The organism is Kineococcus terrestris, assembly GCF_041020755.1.
Classification (GTDB): domain Bacteria; phylum Actinomycetota; class Actinomycetes; order Actinomycetales; family Kineococcaceae; genus Kineococcus; species Kineococcus terrestris.
The window spans coordinates 24,533-42,464 of sequence record NZ_JBEUEI010000024.1 but is presented as its reverse complement, the minus strand read 5'-3'; the positions used below and the strand labels follow the sequence as shown (position 1 = coordinate 42,464).

The window sequence follows — 17,932 nt, the reverse complement described above, 5'->3', positions numbered from 1 at the left end:
CCCACACCACGAGGAGTCCCCATGGCGCTCGGCGCTGACGGCAAGCTCACCCTGGTCGGCGACGTCGACCTGCCCGGCAGCACCGCTGCCGCCGGCACCCTGACGGTCACCCCTTCGGCCACCTTCACCGCCGCCGACGGCAAGACCTACCCGGCCCTGGCCCGCGACTTCCCCCTGGACGCCACCGACGGAACCTTCGGGGTCAAGCTGCCCCCCACCCCGCCGGGCATCACCTACGACCTGCAGCTGGAGGTGCGCGACACCAGCGTCGTGCCCTCCCGGCGCACCACGGAGCGCAAGCACACCACCCTGGCCGCCGAGGACGGCGACGCCGACGGCATCGTGCAGTGGGCCGCCCTGCAGCCGCTCCAGCCGGCTGCCGCCGCCCCGCAGGGCTTCCTGACCCGGGAGCGCGCGGACACCCGCTACCTGCTCAAGGGCGACCTGCCCGAGCTGACCGGCGTCGTGCGCACCGTCAACGGCCTGGCCCCCGACGCCGCCGGCAACATCACCGTCGTCGGCGACGGCACCGCCGACCTGTCCGGCCTGGCCACCAAGACCGAGCTGACCAGCGGCCTGTCCAGCCGTGCGCTCGTCGGGCACACCCACACCAGCGCCCAGGTCACCGACTTCACCGAGGCCGTCCAGGACGCCGTCGCCGCCCTGATCTCCGGCGGCACCGGAGTCACGGTCACCTACGACGACGCGAACAACCGCCTGGTCCTCACCGCCGCCGTCAGCGGCGGCGGGACCACGGACCCCGAGGCCATCCGCGACACCATCGGCGCCGCCCTCACCGGCGTCGGCCTCGTCTCCGTCACGGCCAACGACGCCCTCGACACCATCACCATCACGACGACCGCCACTCAGAACAGCAGCGACGCGCAGCTGCGCGACCGCGCCACCCACACCGGCGCGCAGGAGATGGGCACCGTCACCGGGCTCATCGCCGCCCTGGCCGACAAGGCCAACGTCGCCGACTTCGTGCCCGTCACGGTGTACACGCGCACCGAGGTCGACGGCCAGCTGCAGGCCCTGCAGGCGCAGCTAACGCAGGTCAACCAGATGCTCGCGGCCAAGGCGGACGCAGAGCAGCTGGGCAACATCATCGACCGCGTCCAGCAGCTGGAGACCGGGGCCGGATCCACCAGTCGCGCACCGGCCGCACCGGCCGCTCTGACGTTCACCCTGACCGACAACACGGCCAACCTGTCGTGGAGCGAGCCCACCGACACCGGCACTGCCGCGCTCACCGGCTACGTGTACGGCCACGACGGCGGCGCCAGCGGCGCGCCGTGGACGTCGCCCCTGGTGCCCACCACGCAGACGACAGCCACCCTCGCCAACCTCACCGCAGGCGAGACCTACGCCGCTTTCGTGCGCGCGGTCAACGGCGTGGGTCCCGGCGCGGCGGCCACGACCAACATCTTGGTCCCCGCGGTCGGCGGCACCCGCATCGCCGACGTCCAGCCCTTCGTGCAGACCTCGCCCTGGAACCTGCCCATCGCGCAGTCCGCGACCTTCGAGCCGGTCGACTCCCCCGCAACGGTGGCGCTGCGCTCGAAGCGATCCGGCGCGGCGAACCAGGGCATCTGGGCGAACCAGACGCAGTCCTCGCACCCGGTGAACTACGCCGCCGCCAGCGACCCCCTGGTGTCCGTCACCGACCGCAACGACTCGACCCGCTCCAAGGCGAACGCCTTCCGCTCTCCGGCCGGCTCGGGAACCCTCGTCGCGAACGAGGGCTCCACCACCAGCGACCGGCACTCCCACACCGTCCAGCCGCCCGTGGACGGCATCCGCCGGATCGTGGCCGAGAACATCGGCGTCCAGCGCACCACCGACACCGAGTGGTCCGTCTCCCGCAACCACCGCGTCGACCTCTACGGCACCGGCCTCGGCCCGCAGAACGGCGTCAGGGCCTACGGCGGCTCGGCGCTCGGCGGGCTCATCCGCAAGGAGGACATCGCCGCCGGCGTCATCAAGCACCCCCTGGCCATCGCGCTTCGCGCTACTCAGCTGGGGTACATCAACAACACCGCCGGGAACTACGGCTACTACTCCTCCGGGTCGTTCACCTCCAGCGACGTCCCCGCCGGCTGGCCGGCCGGCACCAACCGCACCGGCTTCTCCGTCGCCAAGGGCTACAAGTGGCCCGCCACCGAGCAGGACTACGACGCCCCGAACTCCTACACCGGCGCCGTCTACATGGGCTCCTACGTGGCCATCCCGTCCAGCGTCGACCCCTACACACTGAACATCGGCACCACCGAGTCCTCCCCCGGCATCATCCTGTTCCGGGCCCTGCAGGACTACGGCGCCTACGTCACCGACCGCGCCGGCGACATGGCCTTCTACGTCGAGCAGGGCGGCACCACCGCCTTCCGCGACTCCCTGATCGCCAACAACGCGGACATCCTCAACAAGATCCAGGCAGTCCTGCGCGTCGTGCAGGTCAACGACCACGCCAACCCCAACGGCGGCCCCTTGGGCGCCCCCCGCCGCAAGCCGCTGGCGGATAGGCTCATCTCGCTGCCGCCGAAGACGTACACCGACGGCTTCACCACGACGTCGACGACGTCGATCCCCGGGTGGACGGGCTTCGACATCCAGGGCCTCGTCGACTCCGGCGGCGCGGGCCTGCCGGCGAGCACCACTGGCGCGGCGACGCGCTGGTTCGCGCCCGACGCTCAGCCGAACAGCGAGAACCAGTACGTCGACGTGGTCGTGGGGGCCCCCGGCACCGGCACCAACATCACTCCCAACCCCGGTGTGCGCTGCACCAAGTCGGGCACCTCCATCGGGGACGGCTACTTCCTGTCGTACAGCCACAGCAGCCAGGTCGTGCAGCTCCTCAAGCGCTCGGGTGGCACGCAGACGGTCGTGGCCACGCAGGCGCAGACCTCGCCGCCCACCCGGCTGCGTCTCACCGTCACTGCCGGTCGGCTTCGCGCCTACGTCAACGGTGCGACCACGCCTGGGATCGACATCACCGACTCCACCCCGCTGGTGGGTGGCTCCGTGTGGATGGGCCTGCGCTGGGCCGCCAGCGGCGACCAGAACATGCGCGCTCGGTCCGTCGCCTGGGGCGACGCCTCCTAGCCCCAACCACCGCCCGGGCCGTGCCACCACCCTCGTGGTGGCACGGCCCGCCGCCCGACGCGAGAGCGAGACCCCATGCCCGGGACCGTGCACCGCCTGACCCGCAGCTACGGCTCCATCCCCGCCGGCCAGCTCGTCATCCACCAGCCCGGCGGGCAGCCCACCCCCCAGCCGGAGTCCGACCCGCTGCGCCGAACCTTCCTGCTCGTGCACGCCCACGACACGGCAGCCGTCGGCGTCGACGCCATGGCCACCGAGGCGCAGCGCTCCTACGAGGGCGTCCTGCTGTTCAACGACGTCATCAGCCAGGCCTCGCAGATCTCGTCGCCGTGGTTCCTGCGCACCGACGCTCCGTACCCGCGCTGGTGGCGCACGCAGAACCCCACCGTCCGGCGCCGGTTCGTCGTCACCCAGGCGCCCATGGTCGGCACCGACGCGGCCTCCGTCATCAGCGGCTCACTGGACAGCGCCATCACCTCCTGCCTGGCGGCCATCCGCACCGCCTTCGGCGACCAGGCCATCGTCCGGCTGGGCCACGAGGCGAACACCCACGGCGCGCAGTACCCGTGGGGCAACACCCGCACCAGCGCCGCGGACTACAAGGCGGTCTGGCGGCGGTGGGTGAACCTCGCTCGCGCCGGCGGGTTCCCCTTCCAGTTCGAGTTCACCTCCATGCTCGACGGCACTCCCCTGGCCGACTGGTACCCCGGCGACGACATCGTCGACATCGTCGGCCTCGACGCCTACGGCTCCAAGTGGAAGAGCACCAACCCTAGCGAGAGCGAGCTGGTCGCGTGGGTGAAGACGCAGGCGCCGAACTCCATCGAGGACCTGACCGCCTTCTGCGCCAGCCACAACAAGCCCTTCGCGTTCAGCGAGTGGTCGATGTTCTCCTGGCAGAAGCCCTTGACCAACGCCAGCGGCGCGGCCGTGTCCGACTCGCGCGGCTCCGGCGACCACGCCTCCTACGTCGACGCGATCTTCGACACGATCGCCGCCTACCCGGTCACCTCCGGCTCCAACGTCTACTGCGCCTACCACTCCCTATGGAACGTCGGCGACGGCGGCGTCGGCACCACCCTCGAGGGCCGCGACGGGTCCCTGGCCATGCCGAACATCAGGGCCCGCTACTACCAGCGCGTCCGGGCGCTGCACCCGGCATGAGCCGCACCCGCCACCACGTCGACGTCGCGGGAGGCCTCACCGTCATCCGCCCGTCCTGGAGCGGGCGCTTCCACGACTTCGTGACCAGCCACCGCGGGCTCGTCCTGCTCCTGGCCGCCGTGGACACCCTCGTCGCCGGCTACCTGCTCCTGACCCCTGGCTTCTACTTCGCCGCGGAGGACACCTGGGCCGGCGCGCTCGACGTCGTCGCCGCGGCCGGCCTGACCCCGTCCACCGCCCCGCTCGGGATGCTCCTCGGCCTCGTGGCCGTCGGCACCTGGTGCGGCGTCCTCGGCGTGCCATGGATCGCGCGCCTGTCCCTGCTTCTGGCGCTCGCGCCGTGGGGCCTCATCGCCACCTCCTTCGCTGTCGCATGGATGCAGACGCGGATCGGGTTCATGACCGCAACCCTCTCGGGCGCGGTCGTCGTCCTCCACCTCGCGTCCGTTGGGCACTTCCCGCCCGGCCGTCGCCCCTGACCTGCCGGAGGGGTCCGATGCCCTTCGACCCGAACACCTTCGTCGTCCTGGGCGGCGCCATCGCGACCGTCCTGGGCGGTGTGGGCGCCGTGCTGGCCGGCCTGAACAAGTACCTGCGCGACCGCATCGTCTCCCTGGAGGCCGACCTGAACGGCCAGCGCGCCGAGCAGACCCGCGACCTCGCCGTCTGGGAGAAGGAACGCACCCGCCTGGAGACAGCCCTCGAGGTGTCCCGCCGCGAGACCGACGTCGCCCGGGCCAAGCAGGACGAGATCCGCCGCGACAAGGACAGCGAGATCGAGCGCATCACCGCCGCCCGCCGGGCGGACCGCCTGCAGCACGAGGCCGAGATGCAGGCGCGGGTGCGAGAGCTGGGAGGTGGTCTGCCGTGACGCTGCTGAAGGGCCTGCGCGGCTACCCGCGCCTGCTGTGGCTCATCGTCGCCGGCATCGCCCTCGTGCTCGCCGGCCTGGGCGCCGTCGTCGTCCTCGCCCTGACCAGCCAGCAGCGCAGCGACGAGCGCGATGCCTCCCAGGAGAGCGCCATCGCCGAGCTGCACACCCTGCTGACGGAGTCGGAGCAGAAGCGCGACCAGGCCGTCGAGGTCGCCGACCAGGCCAACGCCAACGCCACCGCCGCCGGCGCCAGCCCCGTGCCCGTGCCCGTCGAGGTCCGCGAGGGCGTCGCCGGTCCCCGCGGCGCGGCCGGGCCCCCCGGCCCCGCCGGCCGCGACTCGACCATCCCCGGCCCGCCAGGCCCACGAGGGGCGCCCGGCACCGACTCCACCGTGCCCGGCCCGCCCGGCCCCCGCGGTGCACCCGGCGCGGACTCCACCGTCCCGGGCCCGCCCGGCGCCCGCGGCTCCGCCGGCCGCGACTCGACCGTGCCCGGCCCCCGCGGTCTGCGCGGACCCGCCGGTCCGGTCGGCCCGCCCGGACCCGCCGGCAGCAACGGCGCCGACTCCACCGTCCCCGGACCAGCGGGCCCACCCGGGCCCGTCGGGCCCCCTGGGCCAGCGGGCAGCAACGGCGCCGATTCCACCGTCCCCGGCCCCGCGGGCCCGCCCGGTCCCGCAGGCCCACCGCCAGCCTCGTGGACCTTCACCGACGGCAGCACCACCTACCGGTGCACGCCGGCGCCCGACTTCACCGCCACCGCCCCCACCTACAGCTGCGCCGCCGAGGGCGGGCAGCCGAGCACACAGGAGCCGTCGTGAGCCTCACCTCGTACCAGGACGCCCGCCTCGCCCGCATCGAGGCCACCGTCGACCGCATCGAGCGGCAGTTCACCATCGCCCAGGCCTCCATCGCCGGCGACGGCCGCCTGGTCACCCTGCCCGACATGATCCGCGAGGTGCACCGGGAGCTGACCAAGCGCTGGGAGTTCGTGCCCGGCAAGCTGGACTCCCTCATCGCGATCATCGGCAAGCTCGCCCGCGGCGAGGTCGGCCGCTGATGCCCTACCTGCTGCAGCTGGCCGACGTCGCCCGCCGCACCGGCTTCCCCGTCGTCGAGCTCGACGGGTGGAAGACCCGAGGCCATGGGCCGATGGCCAAGGTCGAGAGCGTCGTGCCCCACCACGACGCGTCCGCCCGCGGCTCGACGACGTCCTGGCGCATCATCCGCGACGGGCACGCCGCGCTCGTCGGGCCCCTGTCGCACTACGCCCTCGGCCGCGACGGCACCATCCGCGTCGTCGCGGCCGGGCTGTGCCACCACGCCGGCAAGGTGCGCTCGCAGCTGTACGCGAACCAGCACGCCATCGGCATCGAGGCCGCCAACGACGGCCGCGGCGAGCCGTGGCCCCAGCGGCAGCTGGACGCCTACGTCGCCCTGTGCCGCGAGCTGTGCCGCGAGTACGGCCTACCGGCCAACCGCGTCGGCGGCCACCGAGAGATCTGCTCCCCCATCGGCCGCAAGATCGACCCCGCCGGCATCGACATGAACGCCTTCCGCGTCGCCGTCGCCCGCCCCGAGCCCGTCCCGCCGCCGGCGCCCGCCGCGCAGACGTACCCCTTCGAGTCCCCCGAGGAAGCCATGCACCAGGTCACCCTGCCCGCGACCGCCACCAAGCGGCTCGACGTCGTGCGCGTCCCCCAGGTCGGGCACGCCCTGTCGCTGGGCCCCAAGGGCCGCTGCTTCGTGTCCCTGTCCACGGCCCGCGACGCCCGCCTGGACCGCGTCGTCATCGCCGGCCCCGGCACCTGGCGCGAGTTCGTCGGCGAGCCCCTCAAGGCCGGCCTGCCGCGCATCTACGAGATGCCGCCCGGCGCCGTGCAGGTCGAGGTCGAGTACACCTCGCCGAACTCCCCCGTCGTCGCGCTCGTCGAGCCCCTGCCTGCAGCCTGAACAGGAGAAGTCGGTGGCGCGCATCTCCTCGCCCAACCACCCCGTCGCAGGCTCCGACTCCCGTGACCTCGGGTACGACCTCATCCTGCTGATGGGGCAGTCGAACATGCAGGGTGCCGACGGCAGCATCGACCCGCTGGTCGACGTCCCCGACCCCCGCGTGTGGGCCTACCCGTCCAGCGGCCCGGCCGCTGGGCGGATCGTCCAAGCATCCGACCCCCTGGGGCACCTGAACCCCAGCCAGTCCGGTGTCGGACCCGGCATGAGCTTCGCCCGCTGGTACGCCGGGACCATCCCCGGCAACCGGCGCGTCCTGCTGGTGCCGTGCGCGTCGTCCAGCACCGGCTTCACCGCCGGCAACGGCCCCGCCCGCTGGGACCCCCTCCTGCCCGACCGCGGCAACAACCTGTACGAGCGGACCATCACCCAGACCCGCGACGCGCTGCAGGCGGCGGGCAGCAACGCCCGCATCGTGTGCGCGCTGTGGGCGCAGGGTGAGGCGGACGGCGGGCTCACGTCGACCGCCTACCGCACCTACCTGGAGTCGCTGATCGACGGGCTGCGCGACCGCCTCGAGCGGCCCGAGCTGCCGTTCGTCATCGGCTCGATGCTGCCCGAGTACGCCGCTGTCGCGGACAACATCCACTCCGTCCACCGTGACACCGTCACCCGCAAGCCCTACACCGCGTTCGTTCAGGGCACCGAGGGCTACCTCCTCGACGACGGGCTCGGCGTCCACTACACCGCCGAGGGGCAGCGTGAGCAGGGCAGGCGCATGGTCACCGCTCTGATGGCGGCCCGCGCCAACGTCTCCCCCATCGCCGAGGTGCCGTCGAACCCCCCGCCGCCGCTGCCCGCGGCCGGCTTCGACCTCAGCAGCTGGTACGGCGCCGAGACGCTGAGCGTGCAGGACGGCGTCCTGCGGGTGCCTACGACGTCCGCCTACGGCGTCCACGCCGCGCCCATCGTCGACCTCACGCAGGTGTCCGTGACGTGGCGCGTCATCGGCAACCAGGCCGCGACCAGCGCTGACACCGTCATCGGCGTCACCCTCGACCCGAGCAACGGCAACAACATGATCGGCGTCCACATCGACTACAGCAGCAACCCGTGGACGCAGGCGTGGGTCGTCGCGGCCGGCGCCCGCACCAACTACAACGGCGCCAACCGCGCCCTCGGCTGGTACCGCGTCGCCACCGACGCCGCGCAGGTCGTCATCTCCTACTCCGCCGACGGCGCCACCTACACCGAGCTGCACCGGCAGGCCGCGCCCTTCGCGCTCACCGCCGTGCGCCCCGTCATCTCGACCGGGCACTGGGACGGCGCCGAGCCCGACGGAGTCCTGTCCATCGACTCCTTAACCATCGCCTGACCCCCTGGAGACCGTCATGTCCAAGACCACCAGCGAGCCCCTCGTCACCGCCGCCGGCATCTCCGCCGCCGTCGCCGCCGTCATCGCGTTGCTCGTCGCGTTCGGTATCGATCTCACCGAGGAGCAGACCGCCGCCATCCTCGGCGTCGTCGCCGTCCTGGCGCCCATCGCCGTGGCCGCCGCTGCGCGCGGGAAGGTCACCCCGACCGCGAACCCGCGGGCCGACGACGGCACGGCGCTCGCGCCGTCCACCGTCGACCTGGGCTGACCAGCACGCTCGGTAACGGCGCGGGTGCGGGCGCCGATGGAGGGGCATGACCCCCGAGGAGCAGAACGAGCGGCTCATGGCGCCCCTACGGCACCCCGTCGTCGCGCCCGCCGCCCGCGCCTACCGCGCCGTCACCGGCGTCGGCCTGGCCGTCATGGTCCTCGCGGGCATCCTGCTCGCCGCGGCCCTGCTGACCGCCTTCTGGTCGATCCCGGTTGCTGCGGTGCTCGCCGTGCCCGGCCTCGTGGCCGGCTACATCGGCTACCGGCTCTACACCGTGCTCACCTGACCGAGCACACCTGCACGACCAGCGCCCCCACCGCCCTGCTCGGGCCGTGGGGGCGCTTTCGTCGTTCTCAGCCCGATAGCTTGTCGAGCGTGGAGTCGATTACGTAGACCACACCACCCAGCGCGCTGATCGCCGAGCTGACGGCCACCAGGGCCTTGGAGACGTTGACGGTGAACTTGGAGTAGCTCTCGACTGCGTCGTTGCTGCCGTCTACGAAGCGCAGGAGCTTCCTGTGTACAGCGAGCAGCTGGCGGAGGACCTCAAGCACCCGAGCCCGAGCAGTCAGTAGTAGCGCTCGCCGCTCAGCCGGAGTGCCCGCCTGGTCTGCGTCCACCAGCTCGGCGTCGACCTCGTCCGTAACGCTACGGGCCGAGGCCAGCGCAGCCTCGACATCGTCGTCAACGTCCGGTGCACTCGCGATGAAGTCGAACGCCTTGGTCAAGGAGGCCCGCAAGGGCGCCAGGGGATCAGGCAGCTGGAGAAGGTCCCCGGTCGAGTACAGGTTCTGGAGTGCGTCGAGGGCCTGCTGGACCCCGCCGTCCCACAGCGGCGCCTCCTGCCAGCCGAGCAGCGCCTGCTCGATGCTCCGGTGGTGCGGCAGCAGCAACTCTGCGGTCAGCGAGCCCACGTGGCGCTCCCACTCGTCGATCGGGTCGTTGCTCACGGTCTTCACCATGCCACGGCACCCGACACAGCCTGCGTTTCTTCTTGCCTGGGCAACGGATGAGCGTCAACAACGGTCAGCGGATAGCGGTTAGCGGCGTCGAGGGATGCCCTCTGACCTGCGGTTCTGCTAGCTTCCCAGGTGACGAAGGGGTCCGCCAACGGGTTCAAGTCCCGTCACTCACCCCGCTCCGGAGGGGCGGTCCCGCGCGGGGCCGCCCCTCCGTCGTCGTCAGCGCTGCCGACCAGACAGGAGACCGCCCGTGCGCGCCGCCTTCCTCCCCGGGAACCGCGAGGTCGAGCTGCGGGAGGTGCCCGACCCCTCCCCCGGCCACGGGCAGGTGGTGGTGGCGGTGCGGGCCTCGACGATCTGCGGCTCGGACCTGCGGGCCATCTACCGCGAGCACCTGGGCGAGGGCCCGGAGGCGTACCAGGGCGTGGCAGGCGGGCACGAGCCGGCCGGGCGGGTCGTCGCCGTCGGCGAGGGCGTGCACCGGATCGGCGTGGGCGACCGCGTCGTCGTCTACCACATCTCCGGCTGCGGGCAGTGCGACGACTGCCGCCGCGGCTACCAGATCAGCTGCACCTCCGAGCGGCGCGCGGCCTACGGCTGGCAGCGCGACGGCGGGCACGCGGACCTGCTGCTGGCCGAGGAGCGCGACCTGCTCGTGCTGCCCGAGGAGCTGACGTTCCTGGACGGCGCGTGCGTGGCGTGCGGGTTCGGCACCGCCTACGAGGCGCTGTGCCGGCTGGGGGTGTCCGGGCGCGACCGGCTGCTGGTGACCGGGCTCGGGCCCGTGGGGCTGGCCGCCGGGCTGCTGGGCAGGGCGATGGGCGCCACGACGGTCGTGGGCACCGACCCCAGCCCGGCCCGGCGCGCGCTGGCCCTGGAGCTGGGCGCGGTCGACCACGCGGTCGCCGGCACCGACGAGGAGCTGACCGCCCTGCTGGGCGACGGCGCCGAGACGGCCGTGGACTGCTCCGGCAGCGGCGCCGGGCAGCTGACGGCGCTGCGGCACACCCGCCGCTGGGGCCGCGCCGCGCTGGTCGGCGAGGGCGGGCGGCTGGCGGTGGACGTCAGCGAGGTCCTCATCCACCGGCAGCTCACCGTCCACGGCTCGTGGGTGTCCTCCACGGTGCGCATGGGCGAGCTGCTGGCCAACCTCGTGCGCTGGGGCCTGCACCCGGAGCGGGTCGTCACCCACACGTTCGGGCTGGCCGAGGCCGACGAGGCCTACCGGGTCGCCGACTCCGGCGCGGGCGGCAAGGTCGGCGTCGTCTGGCCCGACGCCTGAGCGCGTCCGCTCAGACGCCCGTCAGCCCGCCGTCGGAGCCGGGCACCCCGCTGCCGCCGCGCAGGCGGCCGATCGCCAGCAGCCGCTCGCGCAGCCACGCCAGGTAGGCGGAGCGGTCCGCGCGCAGCGCCAGGCTGACGACGGGCACGCCCGCCACCTCCCACGCGTGCGCGCCCGCGACCGGCAGCACGACGACGTCCAGGCGGAAGGTGCGCAGCCGGCGGCCCAGCTCGCGCTCGACCTCGCCCAGCAGGTTCGTCTCGAACAGCGCGGTGGGCACCCGCCGCAGCACGTCGGCCTCGACCTGACGGGCGCGCGCGCACCAGGCGACGGCCTCGTCGGCGTCCAGCTCGACGAACCCGCGCAGCTCCGGCATCCCCTTCAGCCCCGGGTAGCGCGGCGGCAGGATCGAGGTGAGGGCCTGCGGCCCGCCGGGGAAGGCGCCGGCCCACCAGCGGGCCCACTGCTCCCCCGCGGCCCGCGCACCGGCCAGCTCGGCGCTCGCGCCGACGAGCGGTGCGGCCGGCGGGGCCAGCGGCGGCAGGTCCGGCAGCAGGTCCGACACGGGCGGCGCCAGCCCCGCCGCGTCGCGCACGTGCAGGGCGAGCAGCAGCGCCTGGGGCATCGACAGGCGCACGCCGGCACCCTCGCTGAACATCGCACAACTGTGCTCCGCACCGGCGCGCCCGTCCACCGGTGGGAGGACGCCCGGACCCGCCCGCGGGCCGATGCGGACCGCGGCCGCCCGCGCCTAGCGTTCCGGACGTGATCAGCGCACCCGGCCCCGTGACGTCCCGGCTGCCCGACCGCGAGCGCCGGCGGCGCCGGCGGCGGGCCGCGGCGGCCGTGGCGCTGCACCGCGGCCAGCTGACCCCGCCCGCGGCCCGACCGGGGAACCAGCCCGCCGGGCGGGCACGCGCCGTCACCGAGCGCGCGGGCGGTGCTCCGGACGGGTCGAGCCTGCGCTGACGGCTCAAGACGGTGTCCCGGGGCGACGACGTCCAGTCCGTCACACCACACGCTCCTCGGGAGGACGCATGACGCAGGACACGACGGGCCGCGACGCGGCGGACCCCGCGAGGGCGATGCTCTCCGAGCACATCCCGCTCTCGCTGATCATGGACATGGCCTCGCCGGAGGGCCCGCGCTCGGCGGAGCTGCTCGAGGCGGAGGGCCTGCCCGAGGACGCGTGGTGGGAGCGGGACGCCTCCCGCTCCTGACCCCCGCGACGACGGGCGGACCCCGGACGGAGCAGTGGCGGCGGGGGCGATTTCGTCCCCGCCGCCGGTGCCTGCTAAGGTCATGTCTCGTTGCGCGCCATTAGCTCAATTGGCAGAGCAGCTGACTCTTAATCAGCGGGTTCATGGTTCGAGTCCATGATGGCGCACCCTCGAGGCCCTGCGCCGCAGCGAGTTCCGACTCCTGCGGCGCGGGGCCTCCCTCGTTCCCGGTCCCCGACGGCTCCTGCTGCGGGCGGGTCAGGAGTGGGCGGCCAGGACCGCGTCGAGCGCGGCGCGCGGCACGCCCCGGCCGTCCTCGCGCGGCCAGTGCAGCGACACCTCGTCGAACCCGGCCTCCCCCAGCGCGGCGAGCAGGTCGGCGTACGCGGTGGGGCTGGTGAACGGCGCGCGGTCCAGCAGGTCGACCTGGGCGGTGCGGCGCAGGGGGCGCGTGCGGCCGGCCGCGGCGACGACCTCGTCCAGCGCGCGGTTCTGCGCGGTGACCGCGTCGAGGAAGCCCCGCCCGGTGTCGCGCACGTCGCCGTAGGTGATCCAGGAGTCGGCGACCGCTGCGGCCAGCCGCATCCCGCGCGGGCCGGCCGCGGCGACGGTGACGGGCACCCGGGGCCGCTGCACGCAGCCGGGCACCGTGCGCGCGTCGACCGCGGACCACCAGCGCCCGCGGTGGGTGGTGACCTGCTGCTCCAGCATCGTCACCAGCAGCCGCGTCCACTCCTCGAAGCGCTCGGTGCGCTCGCGCGCCGGCCAGGGCTCGCCGCCCAGGACGGTGGCGTCGGCGCCCTCCCCGCCGCGGCCGATCCCCAGCTCGAAGCGGCCGCCGCTGACGTGGTCGAGGGTGACGACCTCCTTGGCGAACGGCACGGGGTGGCGGAAGTTCGGCGAGGCGACCTGGGTGCCCAGCCGCACCCGGTCCGTGACCGCCGCCGCGGCGGCCAGCAGGGGCACCGCCCCGAACCACGGGCCGTCGCGCATGTCCCGCCAGGACAGGTGGTCGTACGTCCACAGCGTGCGCGCGCCGGTGGCCTCCACCTCGCGCGCCGCCGCGGTGAACGCGGCCGGCAGCAGGTCGGGCAGGACGATCCAGGACAGGTCGGGGACCACCGCCGGCACGCTAGCCGCCGGCGCCGGTCCGCACCGGGAGTTCGTCCGGGTCAGGTGCCGCGGGCGGGCGCACGTCCGCGCGGCGCGGGCGGCGGCCGGCGAGGCGCCCGTGCACCGCGCCGGTCACGACCACCACGGCCAGGGACGCCAGCGAGAGCAGGACGACCGTGCCGCCCGTGGGGGTGCCCGTCCAGTAGGAGGTCACCACCCCGCCGCCGCCGGCGAGGACGCCGCCCGCGCAGGCCAGGACGAGGACGCCCAGGGAGCTGCGGGCCACGCGCTGGGCGGCGGCCACGGGCAGCACGACGAGGGCGCTGATGAGCAGCAGACCGACGGTGCGCATGGACAGCACGACGGTGACGGCCACCAGGACCCCCAGCAGGCCGTTGACCAGGCGCACCGGGACGCCGGTGGCCCGCGCGTGCTCCTCGTCGCTGGTGACGGAGAACAGCCAGGGCCGCAGCACGAGGACGACGAGGGACAGCGCGCCGGCCAGGACGGCGAAGCTGACGAGGTCGGCGGTGCTGGTGGTCGTCACGGCGCCGAACAGGTAGCTCTCCAGCGTCGGCCCGCCCGGGGGCGCGTACCCCATGAGGACGACGCCGCCGGCGATGCCGCCGTAGAAGATCACGGCGAGGGCCACGTCGCCGCCCGTGCCGCGCCGGTGGCGCACGGCCTCCATCGCCAGGGCGGCGGCGCAGGCGGCGACGAGGGCCGTGGCCACGGGGGCCCAGCCCAGCAGCAGGCCGCTGGCCACGCCGGCCAGGGCGACGTGGCCGATGCCGTCGCCGACGAGGGCCATGCCGCGCTGGACGACGAAGACGCCGACCAGCGGGGCGGTGAGCCCGACGAGGACGGCGGCGACCAGGGCGCGCTGCATGAAGGCGTGCTCCAGGCCGGTCCACACCTGCCAGGCGGGCGGGTCGGCGAGCAGGGCGAGGGCGCTCACCGGGCCACCTCCGCGGGGACGCGCGCGTCGCTGGCGGCGGGCGCCAGGCGCCCGGCGGCCAGCTCGACGACGCGGTGCACGACACCGGACAGGGCGGGCACGTCGTGGGTGACGACGAGGACGGCGGTCCCGCGGTCGACGGCGGCGCGCAGCGCGCGGGCGAGCAGCTCGCGGTTGCGGGTGTCGACGCCGGCGGTGGGCTCGTCCAGGAGCACGACGGCGGGCCGGGAGGCCAGGGCGCGGGCGACCAGCGCGCGGCGCTGCTGCCCGCCGGACAGCTCCCCGATCCCGGCGCGGGCGTGCTCGGCCAGGCCGACGGCCGCCAGGGCCTCGGCGACGGCCTCGCGGTCGGCGCGGCGGGCCGCGCGGCCGAAGCGGGCCAGGGGGCCGCGGGCGGCGAGCCGGCCGGCGGCGACGACCTCGGCGACGGTGGCGGGCACGGCGGCCACGGTGTGCCGCTGCGGCACGTAGCCGACGGGCCGGGTGCGCAGGCGCACCTCGCCGCCCAGGACGGGGACGAGACCGAGGCAGCAGCGCAGCAGCGTGGTCTTGCCCGAGCCGTTGGCGCCGGTCAGGGCCACACACTCCCCCGGCGCCAGCGCCAGGTCCACCCCGCGCACGACGGGGACGCCCCCGTAGCCGGCGACGAGGCCGCGCACCGCCAGGGCGGGGGAGTCGGGGCGGACGGGCGGGCTACCGGTGGGAGGACGCACGGACGACAGGTTAGTCGATAACGATTCTCAGAGGTGTTAGCGTCTGCGCCGTCGAAGTCACCGGTCAGAACAGGAGCGTCCCCGTGCACCGCCCTCCCCTCCGCCGACCCCTCGCCCTGGCGGCGGCCCTCTCCCTCGCGCTGGTCGCCGGCTGCTCGAGCACCGGCACGACCGCCTCCCCCGAGCAGGCCGCGAGCGGGACCCCCACCGCGACCAGCACCCCCGAGCCCACCGAGGCCGCCGCCAGCCAGCCGCGCCTGGCGATCACGTACGACGGCGGTGTGCAGGTCCTCGACGCCACGTCCCTGGAGGTCCTCGGCGACTTCCCCTTCGACGGCTTCGCCCGCCTGAACCCGGCCGGTGACGGCCGCCACCTGCTCGTCAGCGCGCCCGGCGGCTGGCACTCCCTGGACGCCGGCGCCTGGGAGCAGGCGCACGGCGACCACTCGCACTACTACACGGCCGAGCCGCGCGTCACCGGCACCGTCTTCGCCGCCGAGGAGGGCGGCCACGTCGTCGCCCACGCCGGCCGCACCGTCCTGTTCGACGACGGCACCGGCCAGGTCGTCGCCTTCGACAGCGCCGACCTGGAGGACCCCGACCGCGAGACCCGCGAGTTCCGCACCCCCTCCGCGCACCACGGCGTCGCCGTCGAGCTGTCCGACGGCCGGATGGTCGTCTCCGAGGGCGACGAGGAGTCCCGGAACGGGATCCGCGTCCTGGACGCCGACGGGAACGAGATCGCCGCGAACGACCAGTGCCCGAACGTGCACGGCGAGACCGTGGCCGCCGACGAGGTCGTCGTCATCGGCTGCACCGACGGCGTCCTGGTGTACCGGGACGGGCAGATCACCAAGATTGACAGCCCCGACGAGTACGGCCGCATCGGCAACCAGTGGGGCCTGGACGACTCGCCGGTCGTCGTCGGCGACTACCGCTCCGAGCAGGACACCCCCGCCGACGCCGTGGGCCGGATCTCGCTCATCGACACCGCGACCGGCGAGCTGCGCCTGGTGGAGCTGCCCGCCTCGTACTGGTACCGGTCCATCGGCCGCGGGGAGGACGGCGAGGCCGTCGTCCTCGGCACCGACGGGCAGCTGCACGTCGTCGACACCGCCACCGGCACCCTCGTCCGCTCCGTCCCCGTGATGAGCGCGTGGGAGGTCGAGGAGGACTGGCAGACCCCGCAGCCGCAGGTGTTCACCATGGAGGGCACCGCCTACGTCAGCGACCCGGTGGACGACAAGGTGCACGCGGTCGACATCGAGACCGGTGAGGTGTGGGCCAGCGCCGACCTGTCGGTGACGCCCAACGAGCTCAAGGGCGTGACGGGCTCGGCCGACGAGAACCCCGCCCACGACGGCGAGCACGGTCACGATCACGCCGGCGAGGACCACGAGGGCCACGACCACGAGGGCGAAGACCACGACCACGAGGGCGAGCAGCAGCGGTCGTGACCGTCCGCACCACAGCACGCCCGTCCCGACGGGCCGCTCTCCTGGCCGGCGCCGCGCTCCTCGCGGTGTCTGCCGGGGGCTGCGGCGCGGCCGGCGGCCCGGGCGGCAGCGACGCCACGCAGGTCGTCGCCTCCTCCTACCCGCTGGCGTTCGTCGTCGAGCGGGTGGCGGCCGAGCGGATCGGCAGCGGCGACGTGGCGCTGGAGAACCTCGTCCCGCCCGGCGCCGACAGCCACGATCTGGAGCTGTCCCCGCAGCAGGTCGCCGGGCTCGGCGCCGCCGACCTCGTCGTCCACCTCGGCGGGCTGCAGCCGGCCGTCGACTCCGCGCTCGAGCAGGACCCGCCGGAGCACCTGGTGGACACCGAGCGCCTGGCCGACCTCGGGGCCGACCCGCACTTCTGGCTCGACCCGGTGCGGATGGTCGAGGTGACCCGCGAGGTCGCCGAGGAGCTGGCCCACGTGGACCCCGACGGCGCCGACTCCTACGCGAGCGCCGCCGCGGACCTGGAGGAGGACCTGCGGGCGCTGGACGCCGAGTACGCCGAGGCCCTCGCCGGCTGCGCCGGTGCCACGCTCGTCACCTCGCACGAGGCGTTCGGCTACCTCGCCGACCGCTACGGCCTGGAGCAGCTCGGCATCACCGGCATCGACCCGCACGTCGAGCCGTCCCCCGCCCGCCTGCGGGAGGTCGTGCGGACCGTCTCCGGCCGCGGCGTCGAGACGGTCTTCTTCGAGGCCGCCGCCGGAGAGGGCGTCGCCGCGGCGCTGGCCGACGACCTCGGCGTGCGCACCGGGGTCCTGCACCCGATCGAGCGGGTCGGCGGGGACGCGGAGGACGCTGACTACCTGGGCCTCATGGAGTCCAACCTCGCCGCGCTGCGCGACGGGCTGGCCTGCGGCGCCTGACCCGCCGCGCCGGCGGCCCGACCGAGCGGCCCGTCCCCGCCGCCGTGGGGGCGGGGCGCTCGTGTCGGAGGGGTGCGCCACCATCGCGGCATGTCCCCCGGCACCTCCCCGCGCACGTCCCCGACCCGCCTGTCCCGCCTCCTGGGGCGCGGCGTGGACGCCGCCGCGGCCGGTGACGCGCAGGAGCTGCGCGCCGCGGCCAGCGCGCTGGCCGAGCTCGACGCCGAGCAGGTGCGCACGGTGACCGGCGACGTCCTGCGCGACCTGCTGGAGGGGCTGCACCCGGACGGCCTGGACGCCGACGACCTGCGCGCCGTCGTCGCGCGCACCGCCCGGTCCGCGTCCTGGCTGCCGGACCTGTCGCCGGACCTGCTGGTGCTCGTGCTCACGGGCGCGCTGGGCGCCCACCCGGACACCGCCGACGGCGGACCGCCGCCGGTGCCGCACGCGCCCCTCGTGGCGCACGCCCTGCTGCTGCTGGAGGACCTGCTGCGCGCCGCGGGTCGGCCGCTGGCCCCGCACCTGGCCGCCGCCCTGGCGGAGGTGCACCGCCGGGAGACCGTCGAGGCGCCCTGAGCGGGAC

The 17,932-nt window shown here is 74.6% G+C and carries 21 protein-coding genes and 1 tRNA gene; 17 read left to right on the top strand and 5 right to left on the bottom strand.

Annotated features, from left to right (window positions below; translation table 11 throughout):
- Positions 1 to 21 precede the first annotated feature (21 nt).
- From AB8M62_RS14525 to AB8M62_RS14480, 10 genes are all read left to right on the top strand, one after another.
- Complete coding sequence (locus AB8M62_RS14525; protein WP_369070005.1) at positions 22 to 3,102, top strand: fibronectin type III domain-containing protein; 3,081 nt, start codon at positions 22 to 24, stop codon at positions 3,100 to 3,102.
- A 75-nt stretch (positions 3,103 to 3,177) separates the two neighbouring features.
- Positions 3,178 to 4,266 (top strand): glycosyl hydrolase, encoded by a 1,089-nt coding sequence (locus AB8M62_RS14520; RefSeq protein ID WP_369070004.1) that lies wholly within the window; start codon positions 3,178 to 3,180, stop codon positions 4,264 to 4,266.
- Entirely contained in the window at positions 4,263 to 4,745 is a 483-nt protein-coding gene (locus tag AB8M62_RS14515) for a hypothetical protein (RefSeq protein ID WP_369070002.1), read from the top strand. Before AB8M62_RS14520 ends, AB8M62_RS14515 begins: the two co-directional genes overlap by 4 nt.
- A 17-nt stretch (positions 4,746 to 4,762) precedes the next feature.
- Positions 4,763 to 5,137 carry a hypothetical protein gene (locus tag AB8M62_RS14510; protein WP_369070001.1) on the top strand — a complete coding sequence of 125 codons (375 nt, stop codon included), beginning with the start codon at positions 4,763 to 4,765 and terminating at the stop codon, positions 5,135 to 5,137.
- Positions 5,134 to 5,961 carry a hypothetical protein gene (locus tag AB8M62_RS14505; protein ID WP_369070000.1) on the top strand — a complete coding sequence of 276 codons (828 nt, stop codon included), beginning with the start codon at positions 5,134 to 5,136 and terminating at the stop codon, positions 5,959 to 5,961. Before AB8M62_RS14510 ends, AB8M62_RS14505 begins: the two co-directional genes overlap by 4 nt.
- On the top strand, positions 5,958 to 6,200 hold the full coding sequence (locus AB8M62_RS14500; RefSeq protein ID WP_369069999.1) for a hypothetical protein: 243 nt from the start codon (positions 5,958 to 5,960) through the stop codon (positions 6,198 to 6,200). The genes AB8M62_RS14505 and AB8M62_RS14500 overlap by 4 nt, the downstream gene beginning before the upstream one ends.
- Positions 6,200 to 7,093, top strand: a complete 894-nt coding sequence (locus tag AB8M62_RS14495) for a peptidoglycan recognition protein family protein (RefSeq protein ID WP_369069998.1) — start codon at positions 6,200 to 6,202, stop codon at positions 7,091 to 7,093. The genes AB8M62_RS14500 and AB8M62_RS14495 overlap by 1 nt, the downstream gene beginning before the upstream one ends.
- A gap of 13 nt (positions 7,094 to 7,106) precedes the next feature.
- The gene (locus AB8M62_RS14490) at positions 7,107 to 8,465 is read left to right on the top strand and encodes a sialate O-acetylesterase (RefSeq protein WP_369069997.1); all 1,359 of its coding nucleotides are present in this window, start codon (positions 7,107 to 7,109) and stop codon (positions 8,463 to 8,465) included.
- 16 nt (positions 8,466 to 8,481) lie between these two features.
- Positions 8,482 to 8,733 carry a hypothetical protein gene (locus AB8M62_RS14485; RefSeq protein WP_369069996.1) on the top strand — a complete coding sequence of 84 codons (252 nt, stop codon included), beginning with the start codon at positions 8,482 to 8,484 and terminating at the stop codon, positions 8,731 to 8,733.
- Between the two features lie 46 nt (positions 8,734 to 8,779).
- A complete protein-coding gene (locus tag AB8M62_RS14480; protein WP_369069995.1) occupies positions 8,780 to 9,022 on the top strand; it encodes a hypothetical protein in 243 nt (80 codons plus the stop codon).
- A gap of 67 nt (positions 9,023 to 9,089) precedes the next feature.
- On the opposite strand, the gene AB8M62_RS14475 is transcribed toward AB8M62_RS14480, so the two are convergent.
- Positions 9,090 to 9,686, bottom strand: coding sequence for a hypothetical protein (locus AB8M62_RS14475; protein ID WP_369069994.1), 597 nt, complete (start codon positions 9,684 to 9,686; stop codon positions 9,090 to 9,092).
- Positions 9,687 to 9,948: 262 nt separating this feature from the next.
- Here AB8M62_RS14475 and AB8M62_RS14470 point away from each other — a divergent pair, with 262 nt between their 5' ends.
- A complete protein-coding gene (locus AB8M62_RS14470) occupies positions 9,949 to 10,980 on the top strand; it encodes a zinc-dependent alcohol dehydrogenase family protein (RefSeq protein WP_369052524.1) in 1,032 nt (343 codons plus the stop codon).
- A 10-nt stretch (positions 10,981 to 10,990) separates the two neighbouring features.
- Here the strand turns inward: AB8M62_RS14470 and AB8M62_RS14465 are convergent, their stop codons facing one another.
- Entirely contained in the window at positions 10,991 to 11,638 is a 648-nt protein-coding gene (locus AB8M62_RS14465; protein WP_369069993.1) for a hypothetical protein, read from the bottom strand.
- Between the two features lie 107 nt (positions 11,639 to 11,745).
- On the opposite strand from AB8M62_RS14465, the gene AB8M62_RS14460 reads away from it, so the two are divergent.
- The 3 genes from AB8M62_RS14460 to AB8M62_RS14450 all read left to right on the top strand — a co-directional run bounded on the left by AB8M62_RS14460 (position 11,746) and on the right by AB8M62_RS14450 (position 12,367).
- On the top strand, positions 11,746 to 11,949 hold the full coding sequence (locus AB8M62_RS14460; protein WP_369052526.1) for a hypothetical protein: 204 nt from the start codon (positions 11,746 to 11,748) through the stop codon (positions 11,947 to 11,949).
- Positions 11,950 to 12,017: 68 nt separating this feature from the next.
- On the top strand, positions 12,018 to 12,200 hold the full coding sequence (locus AB8M62_RS14455; RefSeq protein WP_369052527.1) for a hypothetical protein: 183 nt from the start codon (positions 12,018 to 12,020) through the stop codon (positions 12,198 to 12,200).
- A 94-nt stretch (positions 12,201 to 12,294) separates the two neighbouring features.
- Positions 12,295 to 12,367, top strand: a tRNA-Lys gene (locus AB8M62_RS14450).
- Between the two features lie 91 nt (positions 12,368 to 12,458).
- Here the strand turns inward: AB8M62_RS14450 and AB8M62_RS14445 are convergent.
- From AB8M62_RS14445 to AB8M62_RS14435, 3 genes are read right to left on the bottom strand one after another with little or no spacing between them, the layout of a single operon-like run.
- Entirely contained in the window at positions 12,459 to 13,322 is an 864-nt protein-coding gene (locus AB8M62_RS14445; RefSeq protein WP_373694954.1) for an LLM class flavin-dependent oxidoreductase, read from the bottom strand.
- A gap of 10 nt (positions 13,323 to 13,332) precedes the next feature.
- The gene (locus AB8M62_RS14440) at positions 13,333 to 14,271 is read right to left on the bottom strand and encodes a metal ABC transporter permease (protein WP_369052528.1); all 939 of its coding nucleotides are present in this window, start codon (positions 14,269 to 14,271) and stop codon (positions 13,333 to 13,335) included.
- Positions 14,268 to 14,984 carry a metal ABC transporter ATP-binding protein gene (locus tag AB8M62_RS14435; protein ID WP_369069992.1) on the bottom strand — a complete coding sequence of 239 codons (717 nt, stop codon included), beginning with the start codon at positions 14,982 to 14,984 and terminating at the stop codon, positions 14,268 to 14,270. Before AB8M62_RS14435 ends, AB8M62_RS14440 begins: the two co-directional genes overlap by 4 nt.
- 83 nt (positions 14,985 to 15,067) lie before the next feature.
- On the opposite strand from AB8M62_RS14435, the gene aztD reads away from it, so the two are divergent.
- From aztD to AB8M62_RS14420, 3 genes are all read left to right on the top strand, one after another.
- Positions 15,068 to 16,441, top strand: a complete 1,374-nt coding sequence (gene aztD / locus AB8M62_RS14430) for a zinc metallochaperone AztD (protein WP_369069991.1) — start codon at positions 15,068 to 15,070, stop codon at positions 16,439 to 16,441.
- Positions 16,442 to 16,506: 65 nt separating this feature from the next.
- Positions 16,507 to 17,349: a metal ABC transporter substrate-binding protein gene (locus AB8M62_RS14425; protein WP_369069990.1), complete on the top strand. Its 843-nt coding sequence runs from the start codon at positions 16,507 to 16,509 to the stop codon at positions 17,347 to 17,349.
- A 90-nt stretch (positions 17,350 to 17,439) separates the two neighbouring features.
- On the top strand, positions 17,440 to 17,925 hold the full coding sequence (locus AB8M62_RS14420) for a hypothetical protein (protein WP_369069989.1): 486 nt from the start codon (positions 17,440 to 17,442) through the stop codon (positions 17,923 to 17,925).
- Positions 17,926 to 17,932: the final 7 nt, after the last annotated feature.

Bases quoted from the DNA above. Each gene is read 5' to 3' on its own strand.
- AB8M62_RS14480 (WP_369069995.1), top strand. From the start codon at position 8,780: ATGACCCCCGAGGAGCAGAACGAGCGGCTCATGGCGCCCCTACGGCAC.
- AB8M62_RS14485 (WP_369069996.1), top strand. From the start codon at position 8,482: ATGTCCAAGACCACCAGCGAGCCCCTCGTCACCGCCGCCGGCATCTCC.
- AB8M62_RS14420 (WP_369069989.1), top strand. From the start codon at position 17,440: ATGTCCCCCGGCACCTCCCCGCGCACGTCCCCGACCCGCCTGTCCCGC.
- AB8M62_RS14515 (WP_369070002.1), top strand. From the start codon at position 4,263: ATGAGCCGCACCCGCCACCACGTCGACGTCGCGGGAGGCCTCACCGTC.
- AB8M62_RS14520 (WP_369070004.1), top strand. From the start codon at position 3,178: ATGCCCGGGACCGTGCACCGCCTGACCCGCAGCTACGGCTCCATCCCC.
- AB8M62_RS14465 (WP_369069993.1), bottom strand. From the start codon at position 11,638: ATGTTCAGCGAGGGTGCCGGCGTGCGCCTGTCGATGCCCCAGGCGCTG.
- AB8M62_RS14525 (WP_369070005.1), top strand. From the start codon at position 22: ATGGCGCTCGGCGCTGACGGCAAGCTCACCCTGGTCGGCGACGTCGAC.
- AB8M62_RS14495 (WP_369069998.1), top strand. From the start codon at position 6,200: ATGCCCTACCTGCTGCAGCTGGCCGACGTCGCCCGCCGCACCGGCTTC.
- AB8M62_RS14455 (WP_369052527.1), top strand. From the start codon at position 12,018: ATGACGCAGGACACGACGGGCCGCGACGCGGCGGACCCCGCGAGGGCG.
- AB8M62_RS14510 (WP_369070001.1), top strand. From the start codon at position 4,763: ATGCCCTTCGACCCGAACACCTTCGTCGTCCTGGGCGGCGCCATCGCG.